The sequence below is a fragment of the Rhizobium sp. YTU87027 genome (assembly GCF_050644135.1).
In the GTDB taxonomy this organism is placed as follows: Bacteria; Pseudomonadota; Alphaproteobacteria; order Rhizobiales; family Rhizobiaceae; genus Rhizobium.
The window spans coordinates 591,260-616,821 of record NZ_CP098443.1 but is presented as its reverse complement, the minus strand read 5'-3'; the positions used below and the strand labels follow the sequence as shown (position 1 = coordinate 616,821).

General features: G+C 59.1%; 24 protein-coding genes and 1 pseudogene. 6 read left to right on the top strand and 19 right to left on the bottom strand.

The window, feature by feature from the left end:
• Positions 1-100: 100 nt before the first annotated feature.
• Positions 101-838 carry an FCD domain-containing protein gene (locus tag NBG89_RS33405; protein ID WP_280951841.1) on the top strand — a complete coding sequence of 246 codons (738 nt, stop codon included), beginning with the start codon at positions 101-103 and terminating at the stop codon, positions 836-838.
• Positions 839-929: 91 nt separating this feature from the next.
• Here NBG89_RS33405 and NBG89_RS33400 read toward each other — a convergent pair whose 3' ends face one another.
• On the bottom strand, positions 930-1,898 hold the full coding sequence (locus NBG89_RS33400) for a LysR family transcriptional regulator (protein WP_431324879.1): 969 nt from the start codon (positions 1,896-1,898) through the stop codon (positions 930-932).
• Positions 1,899-2,023: 125 nt separating this feature from the next.
• Here NBG89_RS33400 and NBG89_RS33395 point away from each other — a divergent pair, with 125 nt between their 5' ends.
• Genes NBG89_RS33395 through NBG89_RS33385 form a run of 3 tightly spaced genes read left to right on the top strand, consistent with a single transcriptional unit; the run spans position 2,024 to position 4,702 of the window.
• Entirely contained in the window at positions 2,024-3,217 is a 1,194-nt protein-coding gene (locus tag NBG89_RS33395) for a cytochrome P450 (protein ID WP_431324878.1), read from the top strand.
• A gap of 12 nt (positions 3,218-3,229) precedes the next feature.
• On the top strand, positions 3,230-3,550 hold the full coding sequence (locus NBG89_RS33390; RefSeq protein ID WP_431324877.1) for a 2Fe-2S iron-sulfur cluster-binding protein: 321 nt from the start codon (positions 3,230-3,232) through the stop codon (positions 3,548-3,550).
• 3 nt (positions 3,551-3,553) lie between these two features.
• Positions 3,554-4,702, top strand: coding sequence for an NAD(P)/FAD-dependent oxidoreductase (locus NBG89_RS33385; protein ID WP_431324876.1), 1,149 nt, complete (start codon positions 3,554-3,556; stop codon positions 4,700-4,702).
• A gap of 133 nt (positions 4,703-4,835) precedes the next feature.
• Here the strand turns inward: NBG89_RS33385 and NBG89_RS33380 are convergent, their stop codons facing one another.
• The 7 genes and pseudogenes from NBG89_RS33380 to NBG89_RS33350 all read right to left on the bottom strand — a co-directional run bounded on the left by NBG89_RS33380 (position 4,836) and on the right by NBG89_RS33350 (position 11,576).
• Complete coding sequence (locus NBG89_RS33380; RefSeq protein WP_431324875.1) at positions 4,836-5,780, bottom strand: electron transfer flavoprotein subunit alpha/FixB family protein; 945 nt, start codon at positions 5,778-5,780, stop codon at positions 4,836-4,838.
• 24 nt (positions 5,781-5,804) lie between these two features.
• Positions 5,805-6,554, bottom strand: a complete 750-nt coding sequence (locus tag NBG89_RS33375; RefSeq protein WP_431324874.1) for an electron transfer flavoprotein subunit beta/FixA family protein — start codon at positions 6,552-6,554, stop codon at positions 5,805-5,807.
• 12 nt (positions 6,555-6,566) lie between these two features.
• A complete protein-coding gene (locus tag NBG89_RS33370; RefSeq protein ID WP_431324873.1) occupies positions 6,567-7,997 on the bottom strand; it encodes an aldehyde dehydrogenase family protein in 1,431 nt (476 codons plus the stop codon).
• 57 nt (positions 7,998-8,054) lie between these two features.
• Positions 8,055-8,380, bottom strand: a pseudogene (locus NBG89_RS33365) (ABC transporter ATP-binding protein); the annotation flags it as partial.
• A gap of 31 nt (positions 8,381-8,411) precedes the next feature.
• On the bottom strand, positions 8,412-9,287 hold the full coding sequence (locus NBG89_RS33360) for a 3-hydroxybutyryl-CoA dehydrogenase (RefSeq protein ID WP_431324872.1): 876 nt from the start codon (positions 9,285-9,287) through the stop codon (positions 8,412-8,414).
• Between the two features lies 1 nt (position 9,288).
• Positions 9,289-10,461: a CaiB/BaiF CoA transferase family protein gene (locus tag NBG89_RS33355; RefSeq protein ID WP_431324871.1), complete on the bottom strand. Its 1,173-nt coding sequence runs from the start codon at positions 10,459-10,461 to the stop codon at positions 9,289-9,291.
• Positions 10,461-11,576: an acyl-CoA dehydrogenase gene (locus NBG89_RS33350; RefSeq protein WP_431324968.1), complete on the bottom strand. Its 1,116-nt coding sequence runs from the start codon at positions 11,574-11,576 to the stop codon at positions 10,461-10,463. Before NBG89_RS33350 ends, NBG89_RS33355 begins: the two co-directional genes overlap by 1 nt.
• 221 nt (positions 11,577-11,797) lie before the next feature.
• On the opposite strand from NBG89_RS33350, the gene NBG89_RS33345 reads away from it, so the two are divergent.
• Together NBG89_RS33345 and NBG89_RS33340 are read left to right on the top strand one after the other, a co-directional pair.
• The gene (locus NBG89_RS33345) at positions 11,798-12,712 is read left to right on the top strand and encodes a LysR family transcriptional regulator (protein WP_431324870.1); all 915 of its coding nucleotides are present in this window, start codon (positions 11,798-11,800) and stop codon (positions 12,710-12,712) included.
• Between the two features lie 392 nt (positions 12,713-13,104).
• On the top strand, positions 13,105-14,040 hold the full coding sequence (locus NBG89_RS33340; RefSeq protein ID WP_431324869.1) for a HEPN domain-containing protein: 936 nt from the start codon (positions 13,105-13,107) through the stop codon (positions 14,038-14,040).
• Between the two features lie 254 nt (positions 14,041-14,294).
• Here NBG89_RS33340 and NBG89_RS33335 read toward each other — a convergent pair whose 3' ends face one another.
• The 11 genes from NBG89_RS33335 to NBG89_RS33285 all read right to left on the bottom strand — a co-directional run bounded on the left by NBG89_RS33335 (position 14,295) and on the right by NBG89_RS33285 (position 25,368).
• Positions 14,295-14,729 carry a DUF2721 domain-containing protein gene (locus NBG89_RS33335; RefSeq protein ID WP_431324868.1) on the bottom strand — a complete coding sequence of 145 codons (435 nt, stop codon included), beginning with the start codon at positions 14,727-14,729 and terminating at the stop codon, positions 14,295-14,297.
• A gap of 179 nt (positions 14,730-14,908) precedes the next feature.
• A complete protein-coding gene (locus NBG89_RS33330; RefSeq protein WP_431324967.1) occupies positions 14,909-16,156 on the bottom strand; it encodes an alpha/beta hydrolase in 1,248 nt (415 codons plus the stop codon).
• Positions 16,157-16,251: 95 nt separating this feature from the next.
• Complete coding sequence (locus NBG89_RS33325; RefSeq protein ID WP_431324867.1) at positions 16,252-17,040, bottom strand: hypothetical protein; 789 nt, start codon at positions 17,038-17,040, stop codon at positions 16,252-16,254.
• A 14-nt stretch (positions 17,041-17,054) separates the two neighbouring features.
• Positions 17,055-17,696 (bottom strand): hypothetical protein, encoded by a 642-nt coding sequence (locus NBG89_RS33320; RefSeq protein ID WP_431324866.1) that lies wholly within the window; start codon positions 17,694-17,696, stop codon positions 17,055-17,057.
• Positions 17,697-17,765: 69 nt separating this feature from the next.
• Positions 17,766-19,196: a DUF1254 domain-containing protein gene (locus tag NBG89_RS33315; protein ID WP_431324966.1), complete on the bottom strand. Its 1,431-nt coding sequence runs from the start codon at positions 19,194-19,196 to the stop codon at positions 17,766-17,768.
• Positions 19,197-19,218: 22 nt separating this feature from the next.
• Positions 19,219-19,788, bottom strand: coding sequence for an OmpA family protein (locus tag NBG89_RS33310; RefSeq protein WP_431324865.1), 570 nt, complete (start codon positions 19,786-19,788; stop codon positions 19,219-19,221).
• 18 nt (positions 19,789-19,806) lie between these two features.
• Positions 19,807-20,232, bottom strand: coding sequence for a hypothetical protein (locus tag NBG89_RS33305; protein WP_431324864.1), 426 nt, complete (start codon positions 20,230-20,232; stop codon positions 19,807-19,809).
• A gap of 342 nt (positions 20,233-20,574) precedes the next feature.
• Entirely contained in the window at positions 20,575-20,934 is a 360-nt protein-coding gene (locus NBG89_RS33300; protein WP_431324965.1) for a response regulator, read from the bottom strand.
• A 131-nt stretch (positions 20,935-21,065) separates the two neighbouring features.
• Complete coding sequence (locus tag NBG89_RS33295) at positions 21,066-21,710, bottom strand: response regulator (protein ID WP_431324863.1); 645 nt, start codon at positions 21,708-21,710, stop codon at positions 21,066-21,068.
• A gap of 10 nt (positions 21,711-21,720) precedes the next feature.
• Entirely contained in the window at positions 21,721-23,811 is a 2,091-nt protein-coding gene (locus NBG89_RS33290) for a PAS domain-containing protein (protein ID WP_431324862.1), read from the bottom strand.
• Between the two features lie 375 nt (positions 23,812-24,186).
• Complete coding sequence (locus NBG89_RS33285; protein WP_431324861.1) at positions 24,187-25,368, bottom strand: Fic family protein; 1,182 nt, start codon at positions 25,366-25,368, stop codon at positions 24,187-24,189.
• Positions 25,369-25,562: the final 194 nt, after the last annotated feature.

Sequence of the window (25,562 nt, the reverse complement as noted above, 5' to 3'; positions counted from 1 at the left end):
GCGAAATTTCGCCAAGATTGATTTTTTCGAAATTTTCTCTAGACTCCACTCCGTGTTAAACGCATGGCGGCTCAGCCGATGAGGTGCCGGGAGGCAAGTCTTGGAACAACAGAATGCAGGCGGTGAGACGAGAGCCGGCGACGTGCTGCAGCGCATGCGGCAGGATATCGTGAATTGCGTTCTCAAACCCGGCGAGAAATTGCGCTTCGAAAGCCTGCGCGAACGCTACGAAGTTAGTTTCTCGACATTGAGAGAAGCTCTCTCACGCCTCGCCGCCGAGAACCTTGTGGTAGCGGAGGGGCAGCGCGGTTTTGTCGTCGCCCCCGTGTCGATTGCCGATCTCAACGATCTCACGGACGTGCGTGTGCTCGTTGAACGCGAAGCGCTTGCCAAAGCGATACGCAAAGGCGATGACCTTTGGGAAGGTAATATTCTCTCCGCATTTCATCGAATGGAGAGGCTCCAGCAACGCATCGGCCGGGAATATTATCTTTCCGATGAATGGAGCGTGGTGCACGGTGAATTCCATTATTCGCTTGTTGCAGCCTGCGGCTCGCCAGTGCTGCTTGAGATGAGAGCGAAATTGTTCGAACGTGCGCATCGCTACCGCCGCATGTCGTCACAGTTTCGTACGAAATGGCGGGAAAAGGACGTTGAACACAAGATGATCGTCGACGCGGTCATGGATCGGAATATCGAGACGGCTCTTAGCTTGATCGAACGCCACATCCGCGAAACAAGCGAGAACGTCATCGAGCATGCAGGTCATCTGTTTCCAGAATTGACGACAGAAACCCGGCGCCCCACCAAGAAGCCGGCGACCGTAGCCGCCGAGTAACGACTGTCGGGCGAGTTCTTTACCTGTCTGGCGAAAGGATGGCGGCAACTCGTCGTTCCGAGGTCAAAAAAAGCACCAATCCGAGTTCCGTCTATGAGCTGTCGCTCCGGATTGGTGTCTCAAACTCCTGTTCATCATCGCATCCGTCCGGGGACCGATTAAGACGCGAAGCGGTGACGTCAGCCAGAAGCTGCCGCACCCAGCGATGCAAGCCTGATTTATGAGTTCGCTCCGTCCAATACATGTCGATTTCGATTGGAATATGGACCGGAAAGCGTCGCACGCAAAGCCGCCCGCCATAAGTACGCGCCAGTCTGTTGGGAATGGTCGCGACAAGATCCGTGCCGGCGATCATCAGTTCGATGCTGTCATGGCTCGGAAGGGTGAGCTGTGGCGTCAAAAAGATATCGCGTTCGCGCAGCGCAGCGAAGTAAAGCGCCTGCCATTGGCCGTTATGCGTGACGGCGACGTGAGCCGCTTCCCGAAAGCGATCGAGCGTCAACTCACCTGTGGCCAGCGGGTTGTCCGCATCCATGACACACGAATAGTGGTCACTGAATAGTCTCCTGCGGAAATAGCCTTCCCCGAGGATGCGAACCGGCCCAAGCACGATATCGGCACTGTTTTCCCTCAACTGCTGCTTTCCATTGACCGCCGATTCCAAGACATTCAGGACGACCTTGGGCGCCGCAGCGCGTAGGGCCGCGATCAATGCGGGCAATAGCAGGAAACGTTCATGGTGATTGCATGAAAGTGTCACCGCGCCTTCCGCCGTCACCGGGTCGAATTCCTGCGGCACCGCAATCGCCAGCATGCGGTTCACCATTTCACGCGCCTGAGATACCAGGTCGCCGCACTTGTCTGTCTGGGCAATACCATTGCCCTGGCGCACAAAGAGGGGGTCACCGAAGGCGCGGCGAAGGCGATCGATCGCATAGCTCACCGTCGATTGGCTGACATCCAGCTGCGCGGCCGCGGCTGAAAACGACCCAGCGTCATGGACCGTCACAAGCACCTGCATCGATCTGAGATCGATCTGGGCCAAATCGTCCGGAATCATCGCTCCTCCTATGTCATCGAAGAATCCGATGGCCTCCATCGTATCCATCCAATTGCCGCAAGAAAAGTCCCTCTATAACGTCAAGGACGAGCAAGTCGCTGGAGGGCGAGTTTGGAGGAGATAACATGCTCGCAAGCAATCAAACATCTGTGCCCGTTATTTCGGACGTCTCATTTGCGGAACTTCTGACGGACCCTTACCCGACTTACAAACGCGCGCGCGAGATGGCTGCCATCGTCAGGATCGAAGCGGCCAATATCATGGTCGCGACCCGCTACGACGACATCATGGCCATGGAGCGAGACCTGGAGACCTTCTCCTCGGTCAACCCGCAATCCCTTGTCAATAAGGTGATGGGCCGCACCATGATGCGCAAGGACGGGGAGGCTCACGCGCGGGAGCGCAAAGCCATCGAGCCGGCATTGCGTCCAGGCGCCGTCAAATCCTGCTGGGCGCCGCGGCTAGAGGTCATTTTCGACGAGGTTATGGCCGCGTTTGAGAAGGATGGTGCGGCCGATCTGTTCCACGCGCTGGCAGCGCCCATGGCCGGTCGGGCGCTGGCGGAGGTGCTTGGTTTCATCGATGTCGACTGGCCGACGATGGCGCTGTGGTCGCAATCATTGATCGACGGCGCCGGCAACTACTCCGCCGATCCGGAGATTTCCCGCAAGGCGGAAGAAGCCGCACGAGGGGTAGAAGAGGCAATCGACCGCGCCCTGCCCCATCATCGCGACAATCCGAACAGCTCCGTTCTGTCCTCGATGATCCATGCCGAAGATCCACATACGCTCGAGCAGATCTACGCCAATATCAAAGTCGCGGTCGGCGGCGGCCTGAACGAACCGCGCGACTCGATCCTGACGCTGGTGCTGGGGCTTCTGGAGAACCCCGATCAGCTCGAGCGGATCAAAGCTGACCCGGACCTGTGGCCCATGGCTTTTGAGGAATCGATCCGCTGGATCTCACCGATCGGCCTGTATCCGCGGCGCGTTACCCGTGACATCGTCTTTTCCGGCGTTCGGTTGCGTGAGGGAGACCAGATCGGTCTTTGTGTCGGCGCCGCCAACCGCGATGCTGGCCGGTTCGCCGAACCGGATCGCTTCGACGTCTTCCGGGAAAAGAAATCGCATCTCGCTTTCGGCGCCGGACCTCATTTCTGCGCCGGCACTTGGCTCGCGCGCCATATGGTCGGACGCCTCGTCGTGCCGAGATTGTTCGCGCGCCTTCGCAATCTGCGCCTGACTGATCCTGGCGCGGTCCGCATCCAGGGGTGGGTCTTCCGCGGCCCGACCACCCTTCCGGTCACCTGGAACCGTTGAGAGGAAGACAAAATGACCAACATCACTTTCATCCTTCCGGACGGAAGCAAGCTTGCCTGCAATGCATCCGAAGGCCTCAGCCTGATGGAAGTAGCCCTGCAGAACTCGGTCACGGGCATCATCGCCGAGTGCAATGGCGCGGCCGCCTGTGCGACCTGTCATGTGATCATCGATGAAAAGCTCTCGAGCGAGCTTGGTCCTGTCGGCGAGCACGAAAACGACATGCTCGACTTTACGGCCGCGGCACGCGAACCCGGTAGCCGCCTCAGCTGCCAGATCAAGGTGGATGCACGCCTCAATGGCGCATTGATCCGAATCCCGACAGAACTGTGAACCATGACCACGCGTATCGTCATCGTCGGCGCCGGACAAGCAGGCTTCGCCGCTGCTGCGAAACTGAGGCAGGAGAAGTTCGAAGGTGCGATAACACTGCTCGGCGCTGAGAAGGTCATGCCCTATCAGCGCCCACCGCTCAGCAAGGCCTATCTGTTGGGCAAACTTTCGGCCGAGCGCCTGTCCCTTCGTAACGAGGCGTTCTACCAGCAGCAGGGGATCGATATACGGCCCGACGAACCCGCAGTCTCGATCGATCGCGCCCGCAGGACCGTCGAAACATCACGTTCGCAACTATCCTACGATCATCTCGTTCTTGCCACCGGGTCCAATCCGGTGCGACTGCCGGCACGCATGACGGAAGGTGTCGATGGAATCTTCTACCTGAGGAGCAAGGCCGATGCGGATAGATTGCAGCCGCTGTTTGTTCCCGGAGCCCGGCTTCTTGTCGTCGGCGGAGGGTATGTTGGGCTCGAGGTGGCGGCGGCTGCGCGCCAAGTCGGCGCAGCGGTGACACTGGTGGAAGCGGCACCACGCATCTTGAACCGCGTCGCCGCTGAACCGACAGCGACCTTCTTTCGGGAATTGCACCGCTCCCAAGGCGTCGACATCCGCGAGGGCACCGGGCTCATCGGGCTCAAAACGGAGGGTGCGGCGGTCGCGGCCGCGTTGGGGGACGGATCGTCTCTGTCCTGTGACGCGGTCGTGGTCGGGATCGGAGTCCAACCGGAAACCACTCTCGCAACGTTCGCCGGCATCGATACGGATAACGGCATTCTCGTCGACCGGTTCGGCCGGACATCCGATCCCACCGTCTGGGCTGCAGGCGACTGCGCCACATTCTTCCATAAAGGAGAGCTGATCCGTATCGAGTCGGTTCCGCACGCAATCGACCAGGCGGAACATGTCGCGCGCAATATCCTCGGAGCGGAAGTTCCTTATTGCCCGCGTCCGTGGTTTTGGTCCGATCAATATCAGACGAAACTGCAGATCGCCGGCCTGAACCGGGGTTATGACCGAGCCACCGCCGCGGCAGGTGCGACGGAGGGCAGTTTGACTGTGTCCTATCTGAGTGGCGATCGTCTTCTCGCTGTCGATTGCCTGAACGATCCTCGCAGCTTCATGCAAGCCAAGCGCAATCTTGGTCTCTGACGGTCAAAAACAGGACTCGCTCCAAATACATCTTCCAACGAAGACACGGCCTTGCCGGCAAAGTCGAACATGGTCAAGCTGAACGTTTCGACGGCAGCACCGTCAATTATGGTTCGTTTGATGTCCGAGGAGGTCATGGCCTGGTTTGTAGCACCTTCTGCAATTCCGGCAGGACATCGAAGAGATCGGCGACGAGACCGTAGTCTGCGACCTGGAAGATCGGGGCCTCCTCGTCCTTGTTGATGGCGACGATGACCTTCGAGTCCTTCATGCCGGCAAGATGCTGGATCGCACCGGAGATGCCGCAGGCGATGTAGAGCTCAGGCGCGACGACCTTGCCGGTCTGGCCGACCTGCCAGTCGTTCGGGGCGTAGCCGGCATCGACGGCGGCGCGGCTTGCGCCGACGGCGGCCCCGAGCTTGTCGGCCACCGGCAGGATGACTTGCCTGAACTTCTCCGCCGAACCAAGCGCGCGGCCACCGGAGATAATGATCTTCGCCGAGGTCAGTTCCGGACGGTCGGAGGCGGCGATCGCCTGACTGACGAAGGTTGAGAGGGTTTGATCGGCCGCCACCGCGACGCTTTCTACGGCGGCGACCGATCCGCTTCCTCCGGCAGGTGCGAAGGAAGCTGTACGAACCGTAATGACCTTCTTGGCGTCGGTCGTCTGCACCGTCTGGATGGCGTTGCCGGCATAGATCGGCCGCTTGAAGGTGTCGGAAGAAACAACTTCTGTTATTTCCGAAACCTGAGCGACGTCGAGGAGAGCGGCGACGCGCGGCATGACGTTCTTGCCGGTCGAGGTGGCAGCGGCGATGATCGTGTCGTAGCTGCCTGCCAGCGAAACGATCAGCGCGGCCAGCGGCTCGGCGAGATCGTTGGCGAGGCTTGCATCCTCGGCAAGGAGCACCCTGGACACGCCCGACAGCCTGGCGGCCTGATCGGCCGCAGCCCTGGCACCGGCGCCGGTGACGAGGATGGTGACGTCGCCGCCGATCTTGGCGGCCGCCGTCAACGTCTTGGCGGTCTGGTCGGAAAGGTGGCTGCCGTCGTGGTCAGCCAGAAGAAGAATGGCCATGGATATATCTCCCTGTCTCGAACCTTAGAGGACGCCGGCTTCGACTTTAAGCTTCTCAACCAGCTCGGCGACCGACTTGACCTTGACGCCGGCCTTGCGGCCCGATGGTTCCTCGGTCTTCAAGACCTTCAGGCGCGGCGCGGTGGAGACGGAAAAATCGGCAGGAGCCTTCTTGTCGAGCGGCTTCTTCTTCGCCTTCATGATGTTCGGCAGCGAGGCATAGCGCGGCTCGTTCAGGCGCAGGTCCGAGGTGACGACGGCGGGCAGCTTGATCTCGATCGTCTGCAGGCCGCCATCGACTTCGCGCGTCACCTGAGCCTTGCCGTCACCGATCTCGATCTTCGAGGCGAAGGTCGCCTGGGCGAGCCCAAGCAGGGCCGCCAGCATCTGGCCGGTCTGGTTCGAGTCGTCGTCGATCGCCTGCTTGCCGACGATGATCAAGCCCGGCTGTTCGGCGTCGACGACGCCCTTCAGGATCTTGGCCACAGTGAGCGGCTCGACTTGATCGTCGGTCTCCACCAGGATCGCCCGGTCGGCACCCATGGCGAGCGCGGTGCGCAGCGTCTCTTCCGCCTTGGCCGGACCGATCGACACGACGATCACCTCCTCGGCCTTGCCGGCTTCCTTCAGCCTGAGCGCCTCCTCGACGGAAATCTCGTCGAACGGGTTCATCGACATCTTCACATTCGCAAGCTCGACGCCCGTGCCATCCGGCTTCACCCGGATCTTCACGTTGTAGTCAACCACCCGCTTCACGGGGACGAGAATCTTCATGACGGGATCTCCTCAGGCAAAAGTATAGGCGGTCTTAATCGTGGTGTAGAACTCGGCGGCATAGCGGCCCTGTTCACGCGGACCGCAAGAAGAGCCCTTGCGACCGCCGAAGGGCACATGGAAATCGACACCGGCTGTCGGCAAGTTGACCATCACCATCCCCGCTTCGGAATTGCGCTTGAAATGCGTGGCGTGCTTGAGGCTCGTCGTGGCAATGCCGGAAGACAGTCCGAAGTTGGTGTCATTGGCGGTGGCCAGCGCTTCCTCATAGTTCCTAACGCGGATGACCGTAGCGACTGGGCCGAAGATCTCCTCGCGCGCGATACGCATGGCGTTTGTCGCCTCGGTAAAGAGTGCTGGTTGCAGATAGAAGCCTGGGTTCTCGCGCTCGAGCCGTTCTCCGCCGAAAGCGAGCCTAGCGCATTCGGCCTTGCCGATCGCGATGTAGTCGACGTCCTGGCAAAGTTGGCTTTCGTCCACCACCGGCCCGATATGCGTGCCAGCCTTCAGCGGATCGTCGATGACCAACGACTGAAGCTTGCTTGTGAGGGCTGCCACGAACCGGTCGTGAATGCCTTCTGTGACGATCAGGCGCGAAGAGGCGGTGCAGCGCTGGCCTGTGGAGAAAAACGACGAGTTGGCGGCGGCCTCGACTGCGACGTCGAGATCGGCGTCGTCGAGAACTACAAAGGGATTCTTGCCACCCATTTCTAGCTGGAATTTGCGGTTGTGCTCGATCGAGGCGAGCGCCACGCGCTTGCCGGTTCCGGTCGAGCCGGTGAAGGTCAGTGCATTGACGTCGGGGCTGTCGAGCAGGGTCTGGCCCACCACACTACCGCGTCCCATGACAAGGTTGATGACGCCGGCCGGCGCACCGGCGCGATGGAGGATATCGACGAGGGCCCAGGCCGAACCCGGCACCAGGTCGGCCGGTTTCAATACCACGGTATTGCCGTGGGCAAGTGCCGGGGCGATCTTCCAGGCGGGAATGGCGATCGGAAAGTTCCAGGGCGTGATGATGCCGACAACGCCAACTGGTTCACGGGTGATTTCGACGCCGATATCCGGACGGACCGACGGCAGGGTTTCGCCGGCAAGGCGCAAGACCTCTCCCGCGAAGAAATCGAAGATTTGTGCCGCCCTCAGGACTTCGCCGATTGCTTCCGGCAATGTCTTACCTTCTTCCCGCGCAAGCAGCCGGCCAAGCTCGTCTTTACGCGCCAGGATCTCGTCACTGGTTTTTCGCAGAACGGATTGCCGTTGGAGAATTGGCACGCGCGACCAGGACGGGAGGGCAGCCTTTGCGGCAGCGATTGCCGCTTGGGCATCCTTGACGCTGGCACGGGCATACTCGCCAATGGTTTCGTTCGTGTTGGCCGGGTTGATGTTCGGCGAGGCTTCGCCCGCGACCCATTCGCCGCCGATCAGATTTCTGTGGAGCATATCGAGTGTCCGTTCAGTGAAGACCGAGGTAGGCTTTGCGGCCCTCGGCTTTGTCTAGAGCGCATGGTTGGCGTTCTGCTCGACAAGGAAGATGGTTTTGCCCATGGCCGCTATTCACGCAGAGAAGTTCGAAGAGGGGTTTGACTGCGAGTGGCGCCAGACCGGGCGAGGGTCGTCCAATGGATCAATTCCGGGCGGACGGTCATGGCGCGTGCGATCGCGAGTATCTGCTGCTCACCGCCCGACATAGTGCCGGCGGCCTGGTTTTGCTGTTTCTTGAGGCGCGGGAACAGATCGTGCATCGGTGTCCGATCCTCCTCGAAACTGGACACGCCGATCGGTGTCGTCACCATCGTCAGGTTCTCCTCAAAGCTCATTCCTGGTCGATTGAACACGTACTTTAAGAAGCCCAGCTCATCGTGTCGGGATTGGTTCGCCAGCTCCATAGTCATAGAAACCGCGACCAGTTTTGCGCCCCAGCCAACCTGCCTCGACATATTTGATGAGGAGCGGGCACGGCCGGTATTTCGGATCGGCAAATCCATCGTTCAGGACACCCATGATCGAAAGGCAGGTGTCCAGCCCGATGAAGTCCGCGAGTTCGAGCGGCCCCATCGGATGGTTGGCGCCGAGTTTCATGCTTAAGTCGATGTCGCGGACAGATCCCACACCTTCGTAGAGCACGTAGACAGCCTCGTTGATCATTGGAATGAGCACGCGGTTCACGATGAATGCCGGAAAGTCCGCCGCGCTCACCGGTGTCTTGCCGAGCCGCTCTACAACCGAAAGCACCGTGTGAAACGTGTCGTCGCTGGTGGCGATGCCGCGGATCAGCTCCACCAACTGCATCACCGGAACCGGATTCATGAAATGCAATCCCATGAAGCGTTCGGGATGAGCCGTCCTCCCGGCAAGCCTGGTAATGGAGATCGACGATGTGTTCGAGGTCAAAATCGCATCCCGCCTTACATGCGGCTTCAGCGATTCGAAAATCGTCAGTTTTAGAGCTTCCTGTTCGGTTGCGGCCTCGATCACAAGATCGCTCGATCCGAATTCCTCGATTTTCTGCGTCGTTCGAATGCGCGACAGTGCCGCCGTCTTCGCGTCCGACGTGATCTTGCCGCGAGCCACCTGTCTATCGACATTAGTCTCGATGTAGGCGAGTGCTTCGGTTAGCTTTTGGGCGTGCTGGTCCATAAGGACAACGTCGAAGCCCGTGACAGCGAAAACCTGAGCGATGCCGGAGCCCATCTGCCCGGCCCCGATGATGCCCACTGTGTGTACGGTCATGTCATCCCTCTTCTGCATCTGATCGAGAAAAATGCCACGCCGTGTCGCCAAGGATCGGCGCCGCTCGTTCGAGTGAGAGCGAGCTCCGTGAAAAACGGATGGGAGTCCGAAGACCGGGGAGGCCCTCCGGCTCGATCCGCAAGCCGCGCGCCTGGACTTGAGGATCGTTCAACGCTTCGCCGACCGTGTTGATCGGTCCTCCCGGAACGCCGGCATTCTCGAGAGCCGCAATGAGCTCTGCTTTCGCCCGCGACTTTGTGGCTTCGGCAATGGCCTCACAGAGCGCGATCCGGTTCGTGACGCGGGCTGCATTGGACCCATAGGCGGGGTCGCTTGAATAGCCGCCCAGTCCCAGCACATCGCAAAGCGCGGTAAACTGCCGGTCGTTGCCGCAGGCTATGATGATATGGCCATCGGCGGCCGGGAAGACCTGGTAAGGCACGATGTTCGGATGCGCGTTTCCCAATCTGCGTGGCAGATTATTGCCGGCGAGATAGTTCATGGCCTGATTGGCGAGCACGGCAACGCCCGTATCCATCAGCGACAGGTCGATCTGCTGCCCTCTGCCGGAGCGCTCACGTTCAACGAGCGCTGCCTGGATTCCAATGACGCCATAGAGACCGGTGAAGATGTCGATCCAGGCGACACCGACCTTCTGGGGCTCCCTCTCCGGCTCGCCGGTAAGGTCCATAATGCCGCACATCCCCTGGATGAGGAAGTCGTAGCCGGGATGGCTTGCCCGTGGTCCGGTCTGACCGAAGCCCGTTACGGACGCATAGACAATACGCGGATTGAGCTTTGCCACACTCTCATAGTCGAGACCAAACTTCTTCAGACCTCCAACCTTGAAGTTTTCGACCAGGACATCGGCCTCGGCGATAAGGTCCTTGAGCTTTTCCAGATCGGCGGCGACGGCAAAATCGCAAACGATCGAGCGTTTGCCACGATTGGCGGCATGGAAGTATGCGGCCACTTTCTCCGTGCCACCCTTGCCGTCCGGCCTCTTGATGAAAGGTGGTCCCCAGGAACGGGTATCATCGCCCTGTGGGCTTTCCACCTTGATCACGTCCGCGCCAAGATCGGCCAGCGTCTGGCCGATCCATGGTCCCGCAAGGATGCGGGCCAGTTCTACTACCTTCAGTCCGGCAAGCGCGGTGGTTTTGCGGTCGGCCATCAGAAAAATGCCTGCAACCCGGTCTGCGCCCGCCCGAGGATCAAGGCATGGACATCGTGCGTTCCCTCATAAGTATTGACCGTTTCCAGGTTCTGCGCGTGCCGCATGACATGGTATTCGATCTGAATGCCGTTGCCGCCATGCATGTCACGGGCCTGACGAGCGATATCAAGCGCCTTGCCGCAGTTGTTGCGCTTGACGATCGAAATCATTTCCGGGGCGAACTTGTGTTCGTCCAGGAGGCGGCCCACGCGAAGCGAACCTTGAAGTCCGAGCACGATCTCGGTCTGCATGTCGGCGAGCTTCTTCTGGAAAAGCTGGGTAGCTGCGAGCGGCCTTCCGAACTGGACGCGATCAAGGCCATATTGGCGGGAGCGGAGCCAGCAGTCTTCGGCCGCGCCCAGCACACCCCAGGAAATACCGTAGCGGGCGCGGTTGAGGCAACCGAAGGGGCCGGCGAGGCCGGAGACACCAGGCAGCAATGCCTCTTCGCCGACTTCGACACCGTCGAGCACGATCTCGCCAGTGATGGAGGCGCGTAGCGACAGCTTGCCGCCTATCTTTGGCGCCGACAGGCCCTTCATACCCTTCTCGAGGATGAAGCCGCGGATTTTGCCGTCATGCGCTTCCGACTTCGCCCAGACGATGAAGACGTCGGCAATCGGCGCGTTGGAGATCCACATCTTGGACCCGCGCAGGCGGTAGCCACCTTCGATCTTCTCGGCGCGGGTCTTCATGCCACCGGGGTCGGAGCCAGCATCCGGCTCGGTCAGGCCGAAGCAGCCGATCAGTTCGCCCGCGACGAGGCCCGGCAGATACCTGTCCTTCTGCTCTTGCGAGCCGTAGGCGAAGATCGGGTACATGACGAGCGAGGACTGCACACTCATCATCGACCGATAGCCGGAATCGATGCGCTCAACCTCGCGTGCGACTAGGCCATAGGCGATGTAGTTGGCATCCGCTGCACCGTATTTCTCCGGCAGCGTCACACCGAGCAGGCCGGCCCTGCCCATGAGGCGAAAGAGTTCTGGATCGGTCTTCTCTTCAAGATAAGCATCCTGCACGCGCGGCAGAAGCTCGCTTTCGGCAAAGGCGGCGGCCGAGTCGCGGATCATCCGCTCCTCCCCGGAAAGTTGATCGTCCAGCAGGAAGGGGTCGTTCCAAACAAAGGGATCAGCTTTCTGGGTATGAGATTGATTGGAGGGATGAGCGTTGGTCAAGGAGATCTCCATCAAGTGCGGAACGCACGTAGCAATACCTATTCAGATAATGCTTGCCTCGTCCGCTGAATAACGGCATTTCTCTCTACGACGATGTATAAAAGGCATAGGATCCCATGCGGTCACGACGTTTCGTTCCGTCCGTCAGCTTGCTTTCCGCCTTCGAGGCAGTGCTGCGAACCGGTTCGACGTCGGCCGCAGCCCGAGATCTGGACCTTACCCAAAGTACAGTGAGCCGGCTGCTTCAAAATCTGGAACTGCAACTGGGACGATCGTTGTTCGAGCGCTACCGGCAAAAGCTTATTCCGACCGAAGCAGCAATTGCCTATGGCAAGGATATCACCCGGGCACTGGACTTGATCCAACGGGCCAGCATGGAGTTCACCACCAATCCAGGCGGAGGCACCCTTTCTCTCGCGATACTGCCAGCGTTTGGAACTCGCTGGCTTGCGCCTCGGCTCGGGGAATTTCTGACGGATCATCCCGGAATCACGGTCAATCTTGCGACCCGTCTTAGGAGATTCAATTTCGATTCCGAGAGCTTCGATGCCGCGATCCATTTTGGTACCAACGACTGGCGCGATGCCGATCACCTGAAGCTTTTTGATGAAAGACTGACTGCCTGCATTTCGCCGGCCCTAGCGGCAAAGCGTCCGATCGAGAGCGTCAAGGATGTCGCTGGTTATCACCTCCTTCAGTTGGAGACCCGTCCGAACGCTTGGAAGACGTGGTTCGGGGCTCAGGAGGCTGACGTTCCGCAGTTGACAGGAATGCTGTTCGACCAGTTTGGCACCATGACCCAGGCGGCGATTTCAGGTTTGGGAGTTGCGTTGCTTCCGGACTATCTCGCTGACGTAGAGATAAAAGAGGGCCGTCTCGTTCCCATCTTGAAAAGGTCAGTAGCGGGTTCGGGCGCATACTGGCTCGTTTGGCCACGGTCGCGTGCGACTTACCCGCCGCTAAATGCCTTCAGGGAGTGGCTCGAACGCCTGTTGGTGGGAATGCGGCCCTCTTCCATCTTGGCGAAATAAGCCTCGATTTCCTCGACGATGGAAGGCTGGATCCCCTCGTTGAGCGAAAACGAGCGGGAGCTTCGGTTTATAAAGATGAGTTTTTGCGGCGATGATCGCCGCATTAATCTCGTTTGATGGCGGCCGGATCCCGACCTGGATCGCCGCCAGAGCCATTGGGTTTTTAGCTGTGATAGCCGCGTCACCGGAAACTTCAGCGCTTACCGCAGTCTTTGATTTATCCAAGATCGAGATTGGTTTCGAAGTCTGCCGTCGGTGGCCGGGCGGGACTGGCTGCCCGCAGCATTCCATCTAAGTACAGATGTATCGCGCAATGACCACATCCTTGGATTGTTCCCATGAAAGAAATCCCGTAAAAGGATTTGGTGTGCAATCATGACGGAACCGCTACGATGGATGCGATTCTGACCGAAGGCTTTGACGCGGCTTTGACCCTGACCGACCATATCGAACACCTGCCGGACAGGAAGCGGCGCGAACTGGCGCGGATTCTCGAGATCCTGTTTGCCGAGGTCGAACGCTTCCAGGCCGGCAAGCTGTCGGCCAAGCGCAATTTCGGCAGGATCCTGAAGGTCATTCTCTATGGTTCTTATGGCCGCGGCGACTGGGTCGAGGATCACCTGAGCGGCTATCGCTCCGACTACGATCTCCTGATCGTCGTCAACAGCAAGGCCTTTGCCGAGGAGCACGAGCTCTGGGAGAACATCGAGGAGCGGCTATTGACGGAGCAGATCGCCCATCGCATCGAAACCCCGGTCGTGCCGATCGTCCACACGCTGGCCGATGTCAACGACCAGCTTTCCCGCGGTCGCCCCTTCTTCGTCGACATCGCCAGAGACGGCATTCCCCTCTACGAGGAGCCCGGCCATCCGCTGGCGCAACCGAAGCCGCTGATGGCGGTGGATGCCGATGTCGAAGCAAAGAGCTTCTTTGAACAATGGCATAGGTTGTCTGAAGAAGCGTTGAGACTTGCTGAATACGGTCTGTCGAATGGCATTTGGCGTCACGGCGTTTTCATGCTTCACCAAGCAACCGAGAGTGCCTATCATTGTGCCCTGTTAACACTCACGCTCTACAGCCCCAAGTCTCATCGGATAAAGGTGCTGCGCTCCCAGGCCGAGGGGGTGGATAATCGGCTGGTCGAGGCATGGCCGCGTGACAACAGGTTTTCACGGCGCTGCTTCGAGCTCTTGTCGCGGGCCTACGTCGAGGCGCGGTATTCGTCGAAATACACCATCACCAGCGAGGAACTCGCCTGGCTGGTCGAGCGCGTGAGGGTATTGCAGGAGCTCGTAAAGGCAGTTTGCATGGAGCGGATTTCAGGTTAGCCGCGAATGGGCCGATACCGGGCAACTTGCTCTTGATAGGATCAGAACCGTCGACCCGCGTTGCATCGATTCCATGAACTTCTTGTGAGCGGCCCGTTTAGCTGAAAATTTACCGCCAGATATGGCCTTATCGGGCCGTCGATGGCGGAAAGGGGATTCAGCGAAGACCGGATAGTGCTTCCCCTCTATGCCCTGAAAGACGAGAACGATATGCGCTTTCAGATAGGTGCTCCTATCCTGATGTTCGACGTCACCTACACATAGAAATCGAGGTCGTGGAGCGCGGCGCGCACTTCCAACAGCAATGTAACCAGGGAGGCGGCGAAGAATAGAAGCGCTATCGAGAACATGACCGCCGCACCATATTCGTGCTTGAGGTTGAGAAGAGAGCTGGCAAAAGCCAATATGACAAGCACTGTCGTGCATATCCCGCTCATCACGGCAAATTCAATCGCCTTGTTGAGCAACCTCGCACGCCGTTTCAACCGCGGTAGAACGACCTGAAGGTGGCTGCGGCTGTTGTCCCCCTCGGGAAAGGCGCTCAAGACATTGCTGCGATCCGCGATGCGGTTCATGCGCGTGATCAGAACCGAGATGAATGCTGCGACCGCACCCAATAGAAAGGCCGGGGCAGTCGCCTGCGAAATCACGCGAGAGATCTGTTCAGCAGCTGTAATTTCGTTCAGCATAACATCTCCTATCTTGAGCTCACCTTGGGAGGTTGATCACGAGGGTGGCCGCGTGGCTCAGCAGTTTTTGTTTTTCTGGCCTGTTGAACCAATGGTGACGTGGCGGACTATCGCCAAGCAGCTTACCAAGGACAGTGGGGACGAGTTTTCATCCAAGCGCAAGCCATTGTTGCAGCAGCCTAACGATCGCAGTTTTTGGCTTCTGTCTGGCTGGTGGGGTTACACCTGCTTTTGGCTATATGCGGCTCCGATTCACTGCCAGACGCGACAAGCGTCTCGGCATAGTGGCCGTAGTTCTGCAGCGTGTTTTGATCGACGATGGCGACCGGAGCAGAAATGACCAAGCCGGCGGCCGTCCCGACTGTTTGCGCAGCGCCGGTCGTCGCCAAGACGATACCGTCGCCAAGCCCCAGCCTGCTGTCGGTCAAGGTTTGTCCGTCGGACAGGCGCTTGCCGATCAGTTGGACGATCTCGGGCGACTCGGCGAACTTCGTGTGGTGAAGGCTATCCCCCTCCTTAAGCTTCGTCAGATCGATAACGGTGATCTTGTTCGCTTCCAATTCCTCCCGATAGGGTGACTGGTCAGGATTGATTGCTCCCAATCGGGGGACGTTGCCCCAGAGGCGGCGGGAGACAGCAAGCGCGCGGTCGTCGCGAGAAACGAAGAGCGTGAAGCGCGGCCGTTGCTTGCCCATGTCAACGATCTGCGAGCCGAAAACGTCGACATCGACGTCCGGCGCCGCCAACATGACGTTCCTGAACTTGGCTGGAAGGCCTCCGTTGCGAATGGCCATTTGGCGTAAGGATTCCAACGCCAGCCAATTGCCCATCGAGTGGGCCAGGATCGACACTTCCTTCACCTGCGGATCACGCGCCAGATATTGAAACAAATTTTCGACAGCGTTTCTCGTGAAATTGGTGCTTTCGCGGTCATAGCCGTAGTCCAGCAGTTTGCCGCGTGATGGCCATGTCGCGAGCACCGGCACGCTGTGAGCGCCTGAATCATGCACGAATTGCGCGAAACGAAAGACCGCGTCGTCAAACTGGTTGTTGAACCCGTGTATGAAGACCAGAACGCTGCCGTCCGAGGTCTTGCGCACATGGTTGCTCAGCCATTGTTCTGCCGTACGGCGGTCGATTTCCTCGGCCTTCAGCGTCGCAAAATCCGTCGCAGGATTTGGCGGCAGCCGCCGCGGCCAGGCGACGTCCCCCACTTTTCGGGCCTTGGCCGGCGGAATGGATACAGTTATGTCAGCATAGTTCGGCGCGCGAGCGCGCTCGCCGCTGAACATCTCGCCCGGGTTATTTGCTTTCGCACGGGTCGTGGCAACGAGCATCTCGACCTGACTTGCTGAGGCATTGGCTGTTACCGGTTCGAGCACGCCCGTGGGGCGGCCCGCACAGGCACAGAGCAAGGTCAGGATCATCGCTGCGCTAAGAGAGCCGAGCGAGCATCGAACGACGCTGCCGGAACTCTGGAAAAAATTGACCAATCCAATCCCTCCGCGTCTGTGGCATCGAACTAGAAATGAACGACCAAGCCGAAGATGGGCCCTTGTTGGACGACGTCGAACTCGAAGCCGTCGTTCTCGAAATCGACGCCGATGGCACGATATCCGACCAGAGCTGAAAAAGTCTCGTTGAATTTGTAGCCGACGGTTGCAGCAACGTCCCAGTCGAGGTTTGCGCCACCACCCCCAACAAGACCCCATCCACTGAGGTAGACATCCGGGGTCAGCGAATAGCTTCCCTTGAGGCCGCCGACGGCATCGACCCAGGTGTCGCCATCGCTCCTCGATCTGCCGTCGAGAAAGCCACCCTGCAACGAAATCGTCGTGTCGACCGACCAAATCCGCGCGCCGCCGACAACGTCAAGCTGGCCGGTCGCATCTTCCAACACCGAATATCCACCGCCAATGAGTCCGCTGAAAACTTCAGTTTCGAGCTTCCCTTCATCGGCTAGAACCCCAAAGGGTGTCGCTTTGCTGCCGGATATCTTTGTGTAGAGAACGTCGCCGAAAACGGAGTATCGGTCGTAGCGAGCTTCTCCTATGGCCATGGCGCCAAAGTCGAGATGGTCCCAGATTTCACTGAATGACGTATCCACATGAACCGCCGGCAGGCCGAACTGGGCAACGTCACCGGATAGCCCCGCGCCCCAGAAATAGGGTGCAAAGACAAAGGTCCAGCCACTCTCCGTTTCGATCTCCTTGGCGTCAGGAGTGACCGTGCGCGCCATATCGGCGGCAAGTGCGGCGCTGTTGAGCAACAGCGCCGCACTTAATGACATCGTCCAGAATTTCAACCGCATTGAAGTCTCGGGTCCTAGTAGCAGGGAGGATATGGATAGAAGCCACAAGCGGGCCGGCCGTAGGCAGCCGCTGCTCCCGCTGCGGCTCCGGCATACCATGCTCCCCGAAATGCAGTGCGGCGTGCCACGCCTGCAAAGGACATCGGTGTTCTCGGCATGCCAATGATGTCGATAAAGATCGATGCAGGGCCATCGGCCTTGGAAAGACCGCCCTCGAGCACATCCACCTTGAACGACAGGTTCGCGCCTTCGAGCTTCGGTTCCTTCAGGACGACGACAGCGTCTTCGACACCTGACGCGTCCTTGTTCAGCACCGAGATGGTAGCGTTCGGCGGATCCTTTTCAAAGCTGCCGCCCTGTGCCCATTCTTCCAGCAAGTGCTTGGTCAAGGCATGGCCGGCGGAGCGAACCGGCCGATCGGCGAACAGGATCGAGTTGCCGGAAATGCTCGTCAGGGTGAGAGTATCGCCCTTCAATGTCGCACCGCCGGAATTCATCACGATCAGCGAGGGAACCAGCTCGGTCTTCTGATTGCTCGGCGCGCCGATGGACTTCGCGGCGGGAGCCGAAATCGCGTCCTGTGCCAGCGCGGTGCCGGCGGATAGGGCAAAGCCCGCCAAGGCTGCAATGGTGAATGCAGTTCTTTTGAAGGTCATGGGTATTTCTCCTTCGAATGGTGAGAACGATCCGGCCCGTCGTCCCGGTTGGACGACGGGCCGGACGCACTAGCTGCGCACCTCAACGGGCGGGATCGTCCAGGTCGCATCGATGATCGAAGGGGCGTTCTCGTTCGGCCAATACATTCTGAGCATCAGGAGGAACTTGCCGGCCGGTGCAGGCAGCCAGTTCGACTCCTTGCCTGCACCCGGAGACTCGTGCTGCAGGAAAAGGTCCAACGACCCATCGGCGTTGTACTTCAGATCCTGTCGGGGGCTGATGGAGTAGCGATTGATGGGGTTTGCGACGAAGAAGTAGCTCTCGTCATACATGGTGATCGACCAAAAGCCGGAGACCGGTGGCGCCTTGCCCTTGTCGAAGTGGATGACGTAATTCTTCCGGCCATCATAGGCCCGCTCGTGGGCATCCTTTTGGGACGTCGGATAGACCGCGTCCTGCGGGCGATTGGCACCGAGACCAATCGCCGTGACAAGAGCCCGCATGAGATAGTCGGTGCCGTAAAGCCCGGTCTTGGTCGTAAATGCCCAGCCATTCATATTCTTGACCTGGCTGTTGATCTTGAACTGCAACATGATCCGATCGAACCCGACCGTCGGGATCCGCTTCTGGAAGTCAGCCTTCAGCTTGCTGGCGTCAAAATCTTTGCCCGCGACCAATCCTATGCCCTCAAACCGTTCCAGTGCTGGCGCATCTGCGTCTGATGGCGGGTTGGTTTTCATGAGCTCCGCAAGCAGCGTGAAATACTCGACGGCAGTCAGACGGTTCACCTGGTCGCGCACGGCCGTTTTCATGTCGATTGACGGATCGACCTTGCCGGCAGGCGGCGTGTAGTCCTTGCCATAGGCGCTGAGCGGGACCAGCTTGAACTCGTCCTGCAGCTTGTGGACCTCGGCGTAGTCCTCGGGGGTTCCCGTGCAGTAAATTCGGCCGAGCAGCCAGACGATGTTGGTCGGGGACTCGTATTTCGTGACGCCGTCGGGAAGCTTGCCACTCCAGCCGGGGGCCGTGATCGCATATGTCTGCGGCCCCGTGCCCGTCGTCCGCTTGCCCGGCACCTGAAAGACGTTTGTCCAGCCATCGAGCATCGGCAGCAGGAAGTACCGGCCGTTCATATCAGGCACGCTGAGCACGTAGGGCTCCTTGCCGACATCAAGCCAGGAGGTCGTGTAAAGTGTATCAGCGTTCGGTGCGGTGACATCTTTGAAGGACGAGTCCGGATACTGCCGTAGCTTGATGATATGCCCCATTGGGCCGCGCGTGCCCTTGAGCTCGGCAACGTTGGTCATTACGCGGCGCGTCATCTCCATGGTCACCAACGGGTAGCCGTAGATGTATGCATCGGTGGCGATCCAGAAATCCTCAAGGTCCGCACCGAGCTGCAATCCTCCTTCGCCGAACTCGGCATACGCAGGAGAGATTGCGGTTCCAGCGAGGAGGCTGAGGCCAGCGAAAGTCAGGGTTCGACGGGTGATATTCATCATGGGCTCCTTCCAGACAGCGCTACTTGAGCAATCCGACGTTGATTAGCTGGACCCGCCGATTTGCGGCGGCCTTCGGATCGGCGACGTTCAATGGCATTTCCTCACCGACCCCAACCGCGAACAGCCGGTCGGGTGCGACGGCGAATGTCGTACTCAAAGCGTCCCGGATCGCATCGGCGCGGGCCGCGCTGAGTTTGAGATTGTCTTTCGCATCGCCGGTCGAATCGGTGTGACCGACGATCAAGATCTTGTGGCCGAGCAGTCTCGGATCATGCAGCGCATCAGCGATCACGCCGACATTTCGATACGACTCCGGTGCGATCGCCACCGAGTTGAGTTCAAACTCGATATCGACGTTGATCTGCGGCATCGCCGCGAGCCGGGACCACGTCGGCAGCGCATCGCTTCCCTTGCCGACATTTGCAGCGACCTCCTCGACGAGGAGCGCCGCGTCGATCGATGGCGCTCCCTCGGACACTTGGCCAAGGGTCGCGATCAGCTGCTGGTTCGTGAACGTTTCTGCGCTCGCAGCACCCGCTGCGACCAAACCAACCAATGTGAGCGTGAACCGAAATTCTGAAATCCGCATTTGCCCCTCCCAGCAAGGTTATCGCCAACCGGCATCAGTTATGACTTGACTACACTTCTTGCCGACGACCTCTGTCGCCCTGGCCAGACAATTGACAAGGTTCGCCTCGCCGAGTGCCACGTCGTGGCAGACCCGCGCGGCATCCTCGCGGCAAATCTTGGTAACGCTGGCCTGTGCCTCCAGACGCTGCTGGATCGAATTCGTCACCTCACCGAGCGTCGTGGTGCAGGTCGGGGAGACCTCGGCCTGATGCTGCTGCAGGCATTGTTGAATGCTGTTGTTGGCGAGGTTCACGCCCTTGCAGTGCTTCTTGATGTCGGTGCTACAGGCCTGAGCGAGCGTCGACACGGCATCTGCAAAGCTGATCGTCTCCGCGCGGACGACGCTGGCGGCAACCAACGTCGTCAAAAGCGCGCAACTGAAAATGCGAGATCGTTTCTGCATGCGCTTCCCCTCAACAATTTCACGGTATTCTGCGACTTGCTCAGTTGCCTCAATGAGAAGGCGAGTACGGGTAGGCGCCGCAGGATCGACATAGATGCTAGCCAGACGCCCGCTTGGCGCTGACCCCAACGCTAGGTTGCTTAAAACGAGGCCCAAAATCACCTCGTAATATTACGAGTTCCCGGGTGGAAAATTTACGAGGTGAGCGCTCGCCTCATCGGTCAAAGCCTTCTCGAAGGCCCGCCCTCGGAGGTTGAGCCGTCCATAACCTCACGATTTCTATTGATAATTCTTGTCTCAACACTCGTGTTGCTGCGGCGGAACTCACTGTTCAAGTGCCCGTCACCGCTCAGCACTGCCTATGAGCGCCGCATCCAGCGCGGGGATGAGGTCTGTTGCAATCGCTCGCTTGAGCACGAACGCATCCGCTCCCGCCCGCAAGACTGCGCGGCGGACACTCGGCTCGTCGTGAACGCTGATAGCGATCAGCTTGAGGTCGCAAAACTGTTCGCGTAGCCGGCTGATGATATTCGAGCCGTTGCCATGCGAAATCGATATGTCCACAACGGCAAGCTCCACGCGCATACGGTCGATGGTCGTAAACAACGACGGTTCGTCCGCGACCATCACGACAACGGCAAACGTCGTCTCCAATAGACCGCGAATGCCGTCGCTCAAGGCCAGGTGGCGGTCGGCTAGCAGAGCGCAGCGAGGTGACTGGCTAATCGTACCCTCCCTTAGGCGGACAGCCTAAAAAGTCGGTCGAGGGAACTGAAATGTCACCTCGCAAAAATACGGGTTCTCAGCCCGAAAATTTACGGGGCCTCAAGCGTTCAGACTGTGACGATGCCGTTCTTGATCGCGAAGTGGAGGAGCTCGGCGCTGTTGCGCAGACGGTGTGTGTCCATCATCTGATATTTATGGAATTCCACGGTCCTCGGTGATATCGAGAGCGCCGCCGCAATCTCCTTGGCGGAGCGTCCCTCGGTCAGCAATTGCAGTATTTCGCGCTGGCGCTGGGTGAGAACCGCATGGCCGGGCTCGGCATCGTGCTTGGGGCCGCGCTCGATATCCGTCAGCACTTCCGCGGTCATTGAAGGAGCGATGAAGGTCTTCCCCTTGGATGCGGCGTGGATGGCCATCACCAGCTCGGCCGGTGCCGCGTGCTTCACCACAAAGGCGGAGGCGCCGGCTTCGATCGCGCGACGCGCGTACGCCGCCGTCTGGTGCATCGTCAGGATAACGATCTTGATGGCCGGGTTGTCGCGCTTCAGGTGGTAGATAGCCTCGATGCCGTTGAGGTTGGGCATTGAAATGTCGGTGACCACGACGTCGGGTTTGAGCCTCCTTGCGGTGTCGACGAGCGCTCGGCCGTCTTCCACCACACCGATCAGCTCAAAATCGTCGGCAAGAATACGCTTCAGGCCTTCCGCGATCATTACGTGGTCATCTGCCAGCAGCAACCGTAGCCGTTCCATCGGCCTTCTCCTACAGTGGAACCGACGCGAACACGGTGGTCCCGGTTCCCGTGGCGCTTTCGATCTCGATTGTTCCGCCGACCAATCTGGCGCGTTGCCGCATGCTGGCAAGACCGAGGCTCGCCTTCCCCGTTACGGCCAGCGGATTGTAGCCTTTGCCATTGTCCTTGATAGTCAGGTTCAACTTGTCACCCCTCTGGACCAGAGATACCCGCACTCGGCTGGCGCCTGCATGACGGCCGACGTTGCGGAGCGCCTCCTGGGCGATACGGAACAGGCACAAGGCGATATCCGGCGATATGTTCGTGGTGGAGTTCTCGGTATCCAGATTGATGATCGTCCGTTCCAAGGCGGCAAAACGATCACACTCGGCCCGTAACGCTTCCTCAAGTCCAAGATCTTCGAGGATCGATGGATGAAGTCGATAAGACAGCGAATGCACATCCTCGCTCAGCCGAACCAGCTCCTCGCGCATCTCGTACATCGCGGCACTGTCGGCGGGGCTGTCCGCGCTTCGCTCAGCGCGGCCCGCATTGATGGCGAGGACTGCCAGCCTCTGCGTGACATCGTCGTGCAACTCACGCGCAAGCCGCGCCCGCTCGTCTTCGTGAGCATGAATGAGCCGGCCGCTCAGCTCCCTTGCCTCCTCCTCCGCTGCCTGCCGGCCGGTGATGTCGACAGCTACGCCGCGCATGCGGCTGGGTTTGCCCGCGGAATCGAATTCCACTCGTCCGCGTGAGGAGACCCAACGAAGGCCGCGGCCCGGCACAGTGAGGCGAAACCGCGGCTCGAACTCCCCTCTCTGGGTAAGCGCCTCGCCAACGGCGCGCCAGAACGGCCTGCGATCATCGGGATGGACCACTTTGACCAAGTGCTCGAACGTCGTCCCCTCGACGCCGAGGCCGAACAGTTGTCGCCCACTCTCCGACACCCAGATGTCGTTCTTCTGTATGTCCCATACCCATAGGCCAACGTCGGCGGCAATCGCAGCCGTGCTCAGACGCTCCTCGCTGACACTCAACTCTTGCTTGGTTCGTCTCAACCGCCTGCGGTGTTCAAGCAGCGCAACGACAAAGATCGTTTCGATCAGCAGAAGAGCCAAAACACCGAGGATTTGCCATCGATAGGTTTCGTAGAAAGTCGGCTCCCTGAACAGCACGACGCTGTCTGCTGGCAAGCGACTTTCGGGTATTCCCCACTGGGCGAGCTCCCGATCATCGAAGGTCGGCGCGCTGGGGCGGCGAGGAGGTATGTGGATATCGGCTGGCGCATCGCCGGCGAGCATTCGCAACGAGGCATCGGCGGCGTCGCTGGCGAGATCGTCAATTGCCAACAGAGGTCCACCAACAATGCCCTTGCCGAGTTGACTGTCAAACAGGCCGAACAACGGAGCGCTGGCGGCCTCATGCAGTCTGGCGATTACCCGATCCTCTTCGTAAGGCACCCCTGCCGCATCGACGACCATCAGGCCTGACAGGATCGCTGTGCTGGGCGGCAACGCCGCAACCCGGGAAACGATCTGGTCGAACGACATTGAGCTGGAAAACTCGAAGGCAACCCGATCCTGAAAGGGCTTGAAAGCCGCCTCGGCTTCCTGCGCCCAGAACCGTTCGAGCGGAGAGCTGCCGATCACGACAAAGACTTTTTTCGTCTCGGGCCGCACCTGCAGTATGTTTTCGACCATTGCCGGCAGGTCGAGACTGACGGTGACCGCAGCGTCATTGGCTGTCAGAGAGTCGGCCTTCAACACGCGCTCGTCCAGAGCCGTGAAAAGCATAGGTGTCGAGGGAAATAATTCGCTGCGATGAGCCTGGGCAAATCGCGTGGCAGCACCCCCGATAGCGACAACAAGCTTCGGCGCCCGCGCCCTTACCAGAGCGGTGATGTAGTCCACGAACGGGTCGTTCTGCTGGTCAGCAGAAAAGCGCGCGGTTTCAAGCGATGCCTCGTAGATGTCGATCGGCCTTAGCGAACGACTTATGAGATCAACGCGAAAGGCGCTCGAGAAGGCGTTGAACGGGGAAAACCGCGCACCAAACGAATGCAACAACAGCACCCGTTGCGGCTCTTCAGCTCCCCCAACACCTTTGGTAAGGCACAACAGCAGCACCAACCAGAAAAGGCGGCGAGACGTCCCCCAGATCTTCCCTGTATCTATTATGATCCTTGCGCCGACACGATATGTGCCCCCCTCACGGCGAAAAAGGCCTCCGACAGATCGCCAGTCCATCGGCACTCCCTTATAAACTAACATCAGCGCGTGCGAGCGCAACCGGCTAAATGCACGTCAAAATGGCGGCACGAAATTGCATGGCGTTCTGTCACCCCAACCTACGCTGATTTACCTCGAGCGGTCCTCTCGGCCGGCGTAAGGCCGAGTGAGAAGCGAAAGTATCTATCCCCAGATTTGCTCGTTGCCGGTCTGCTCGCGATGGCGCCGCCGTGATGCAAATAGAACCATCGATCCATCAATTTGTCATGAACTGAGCGGTAGAGGATCGGTGCCTTCGCTTAGAATTGCAAGATATCTTCGATAGCTGAACACGCGACCTCGCTTGCGGCCGGTTACTTCATCAACGATGCCTAAGCGCTCCAGATCGGCGAGCGCTGCGTTGACCGTTGGCGCAGACAAGCCTGTAATCTGGACAATCTGGTTCGCCGTGTGAAAAGGATTCTGCTGGAAAAGCTCGTGAATGCGCAGCGCCGACCCTGCTCTATCACTCTCCATAGTGATCCGCTCCCGATCTTCCTTGAAAAGAGCGACGATCTGAGTCGCAGCCTCAAAAGCCTGATTGGCTGTATCGGCCACGCCGGCCAGGAAAAAGTCTAGCCAGGCTTCCCAGTTTCCCTGTTCGCGAACCTCTTGCAGTAGCCGATAGTATTCTCGCCGATGGGACTTCAGGTAAAGGCTGAGGTATAGCAGCGGCTTTCTCAGAACGCCGTTCATGCAGAGATATAGGGTTACGATCAGCCGGCCGATACGACCATTGCCATCGAGAAATGGATGGATCGTTTCAAACTGCACATGCAGCAGGCCGGCTTTGATGAGTGCTGGTAGCCGCGATCGGTCGTCATGGATGAAGTGCTCGAAAGCATCCAGGCAACCGGCCATTTCAGTGAGGGGTGGCGGCACAAAGAGTGCGTTACCGGGGCGCGTGCCGCCAATCCAATTTTGCGAGCGGCGGAACTCTCCTGGATCCTTGGAGCCGCCTCGCCCACTTTGTAGGAGCCTGGCGTGCATTTCGCGGATCAGACGCAATGACATGGGCAGCGTTTCCAGCCGCTCCAAACCATACATCATGGCATCAACATAGTTGGAGACTTCACGAATATCATCGACCGGCTGCCCCGCCTGCGCTTCCGTCTCAAACCGCAAGAGATCGGAAAGCGTCGACTGCGTTCCTTCGATCTGCGAGGAAAGAACAGCTTCCTTTCTCACATACATATAAAGAAACAGCTCCTGCCGCGGCAGCAACATTGTGATACCGTCCAAGCGGCCTAGTGCGCGCTCAGCCAAGCTGAGACGCTCCAGCAATGAAAGCACATCGATCGCCGGTTCGGGCGGCAAAGGTGGGGGTACGAACGCCCGTACTGTTTCACTGGCAGCGGTCGTCTCGACGAAGCGACCTAAGCGATTTTTGGATTGGGAATCTGACATAACCCACTATCGGGCTCGCTCGTTATTTAAGCAAGACGCTTTTCATTTAATTAAGCCACAGACTTAGATAAGCGCGCTTAATTAACGCGGAGACACGAAGTCCAGAGCGCTGATCCAGAGTGATCTGAGTAAAGGGATAATGCTGATGAGGCAACATTCACAGTGTCAGACCCGATACATCCTTTCTTAAAACT

Bases quoted from the DNA above. Each gene is read 5' to 3' on its own strand.
- NBG89_RS33375 (WP_431324874.1), bottom strand. From the start codon at position 6,554: ATGAAGATTCTCGTCCCCGTGAAGCGGGTGGTTGACTACAACGTGAAG.
- NBG89_RS33380 (WP_431324875.1), bottom strand. From the start codon at position 5,780: ATGGCCATTCTTCTTCTGGCTGACCACGACGGCAGCCACCTTTCCGAC.
- NBG89_RS33400 (WP_431324879.1), bottom strand. From the start codon at position 1,898: ATGATTCCGGACGATTTGGCCCAGATCGATCTCAGATCGATGCAGGTG.
- NBG89_RS33345 (WP_431324870.1), top strand. From the start codon at position 11,798: ATGCGGTCACGACGTTTCGTTCCGTCCGTCAGCTTGCTTTCCGCCTTC.
- NBG89_RS33370 (WP_431324873.1), bottom strand. From the start codon at position 7,997: ATGCTCCACAGAAATCTGATCGGCGGCGAATGGGTCGCGGGCGAAGCC.
- NBG89_RS33295 (WP_431324863.1), bottom strand. From the start codon at position 21,710: ATGGAACGGCTACGGTTGCTGCTGGCAGATGACCACGTAATGATCGCG.
- NBG89_RS33335 (WP_431324868.1), bottom strand. From the start codon at position 14,729: ATGCTGAACGAAATTACAGCTGCTGAACAGATCTCTCGCGTGATTTCG.
- NBG89_RS33315 (WP_431324966.1), bottom strand. From the start codon at position 19,196: ATGAATATCACCCGTCGAACCCTGACTTTCGCTGGCCTCAGCCTCCTC.
- NBG89_RS33355 (WP_431324871.1), bottom strand. From the start codon at position 10,461: ATGGCCGACCGCAAAACCACCGCGCTTGCCGGACTGAAGGTAGTAGAA.
- NBG89_RS33390 (WP_431324877.1), top strand. From the start codon at position 3,230: ATGACCAACATCACTTTCATCCTTCCGGACGGAAGCAAGCTTGCCTGC.
- NBG89_RS33330 (WP_431324967.1), bottom strand. From the start codon at position 16,156: ATGATCCTGACCTTGCTCTGTGCCTGTGCGGGCCGCCCCACGGGCGTG.
- NBG89_RS33305 (WP_431324864.1), bottom strand. From the start codon at position 20,232: ATGCAGAAACGATCTCGCATTTTCAGTTGCGCGCTTTTGACGACGTTG.
- NBG89_RS33350 (WP_431324968.1), bottom strand. From the start codon at position 11,576: ATGATCCGCGACTCGGCCGCCGCCTTTGCCGAAAGCGAGCTTCTGCCG.
- NBG89_RS33360 (WP_431324872.1), bottom strand. From the start codon at position 9,287: ATGACCGTACACACAGTGGGCATCATCGGGGCCGGGCAGATGGGCTCC.
- NBG89_RS33310 (WP_431324865.1), bottom strand. From the start codon at position 19,788: ATGCGGATTTCAGAATTTCGGTTCACGCTCACATTGGTTGGTTTGGTC.
- NBG89_RS33285 (WP_431324861.1), bottom strand. From the start codon at position 25,368: ATGTCAGATTCCCAATCCAAAAATCGCTTAGGTCGCTTCGTCGAGACG.
- NBG89_RS33340 (WP_431324869.1), top strand. From the start codon at position 13,105: ATGGATGCGATTCTGACCGAAGGCTTTGACGCGGCTTTGACCCTGACC.
- NBG89_RS33395 (WP_431324878.1), top strand. From the start codon at position 2,024: ATGCTCGCAAGCAATCAAACATCTGTGCCCGTTATTTCGGACGTCTCA.
- NBG89_RS33325 (WP_431324867.1), bottom strand. From the start codon at position 17,040: ATGCGGTTGAAATTCTGGACGATGTCATTAAGTGCGGCGCTGTTGCTC.
- NBG89_RS33320 (WP_431324866.1), bottom strand. From the start codon at position 17,696: ATGACCTTCAAAAGAACTGCATTCACCATTGCAGCCTTGGCGGGCTTT.
- NBG89_RS33385 (WP_431324876.1), top strand. From the start codon at position 3,554: ATGACCACGCGTATCGTCATCGTCGGCGCCGGACAAGCAGGCTTCGCC.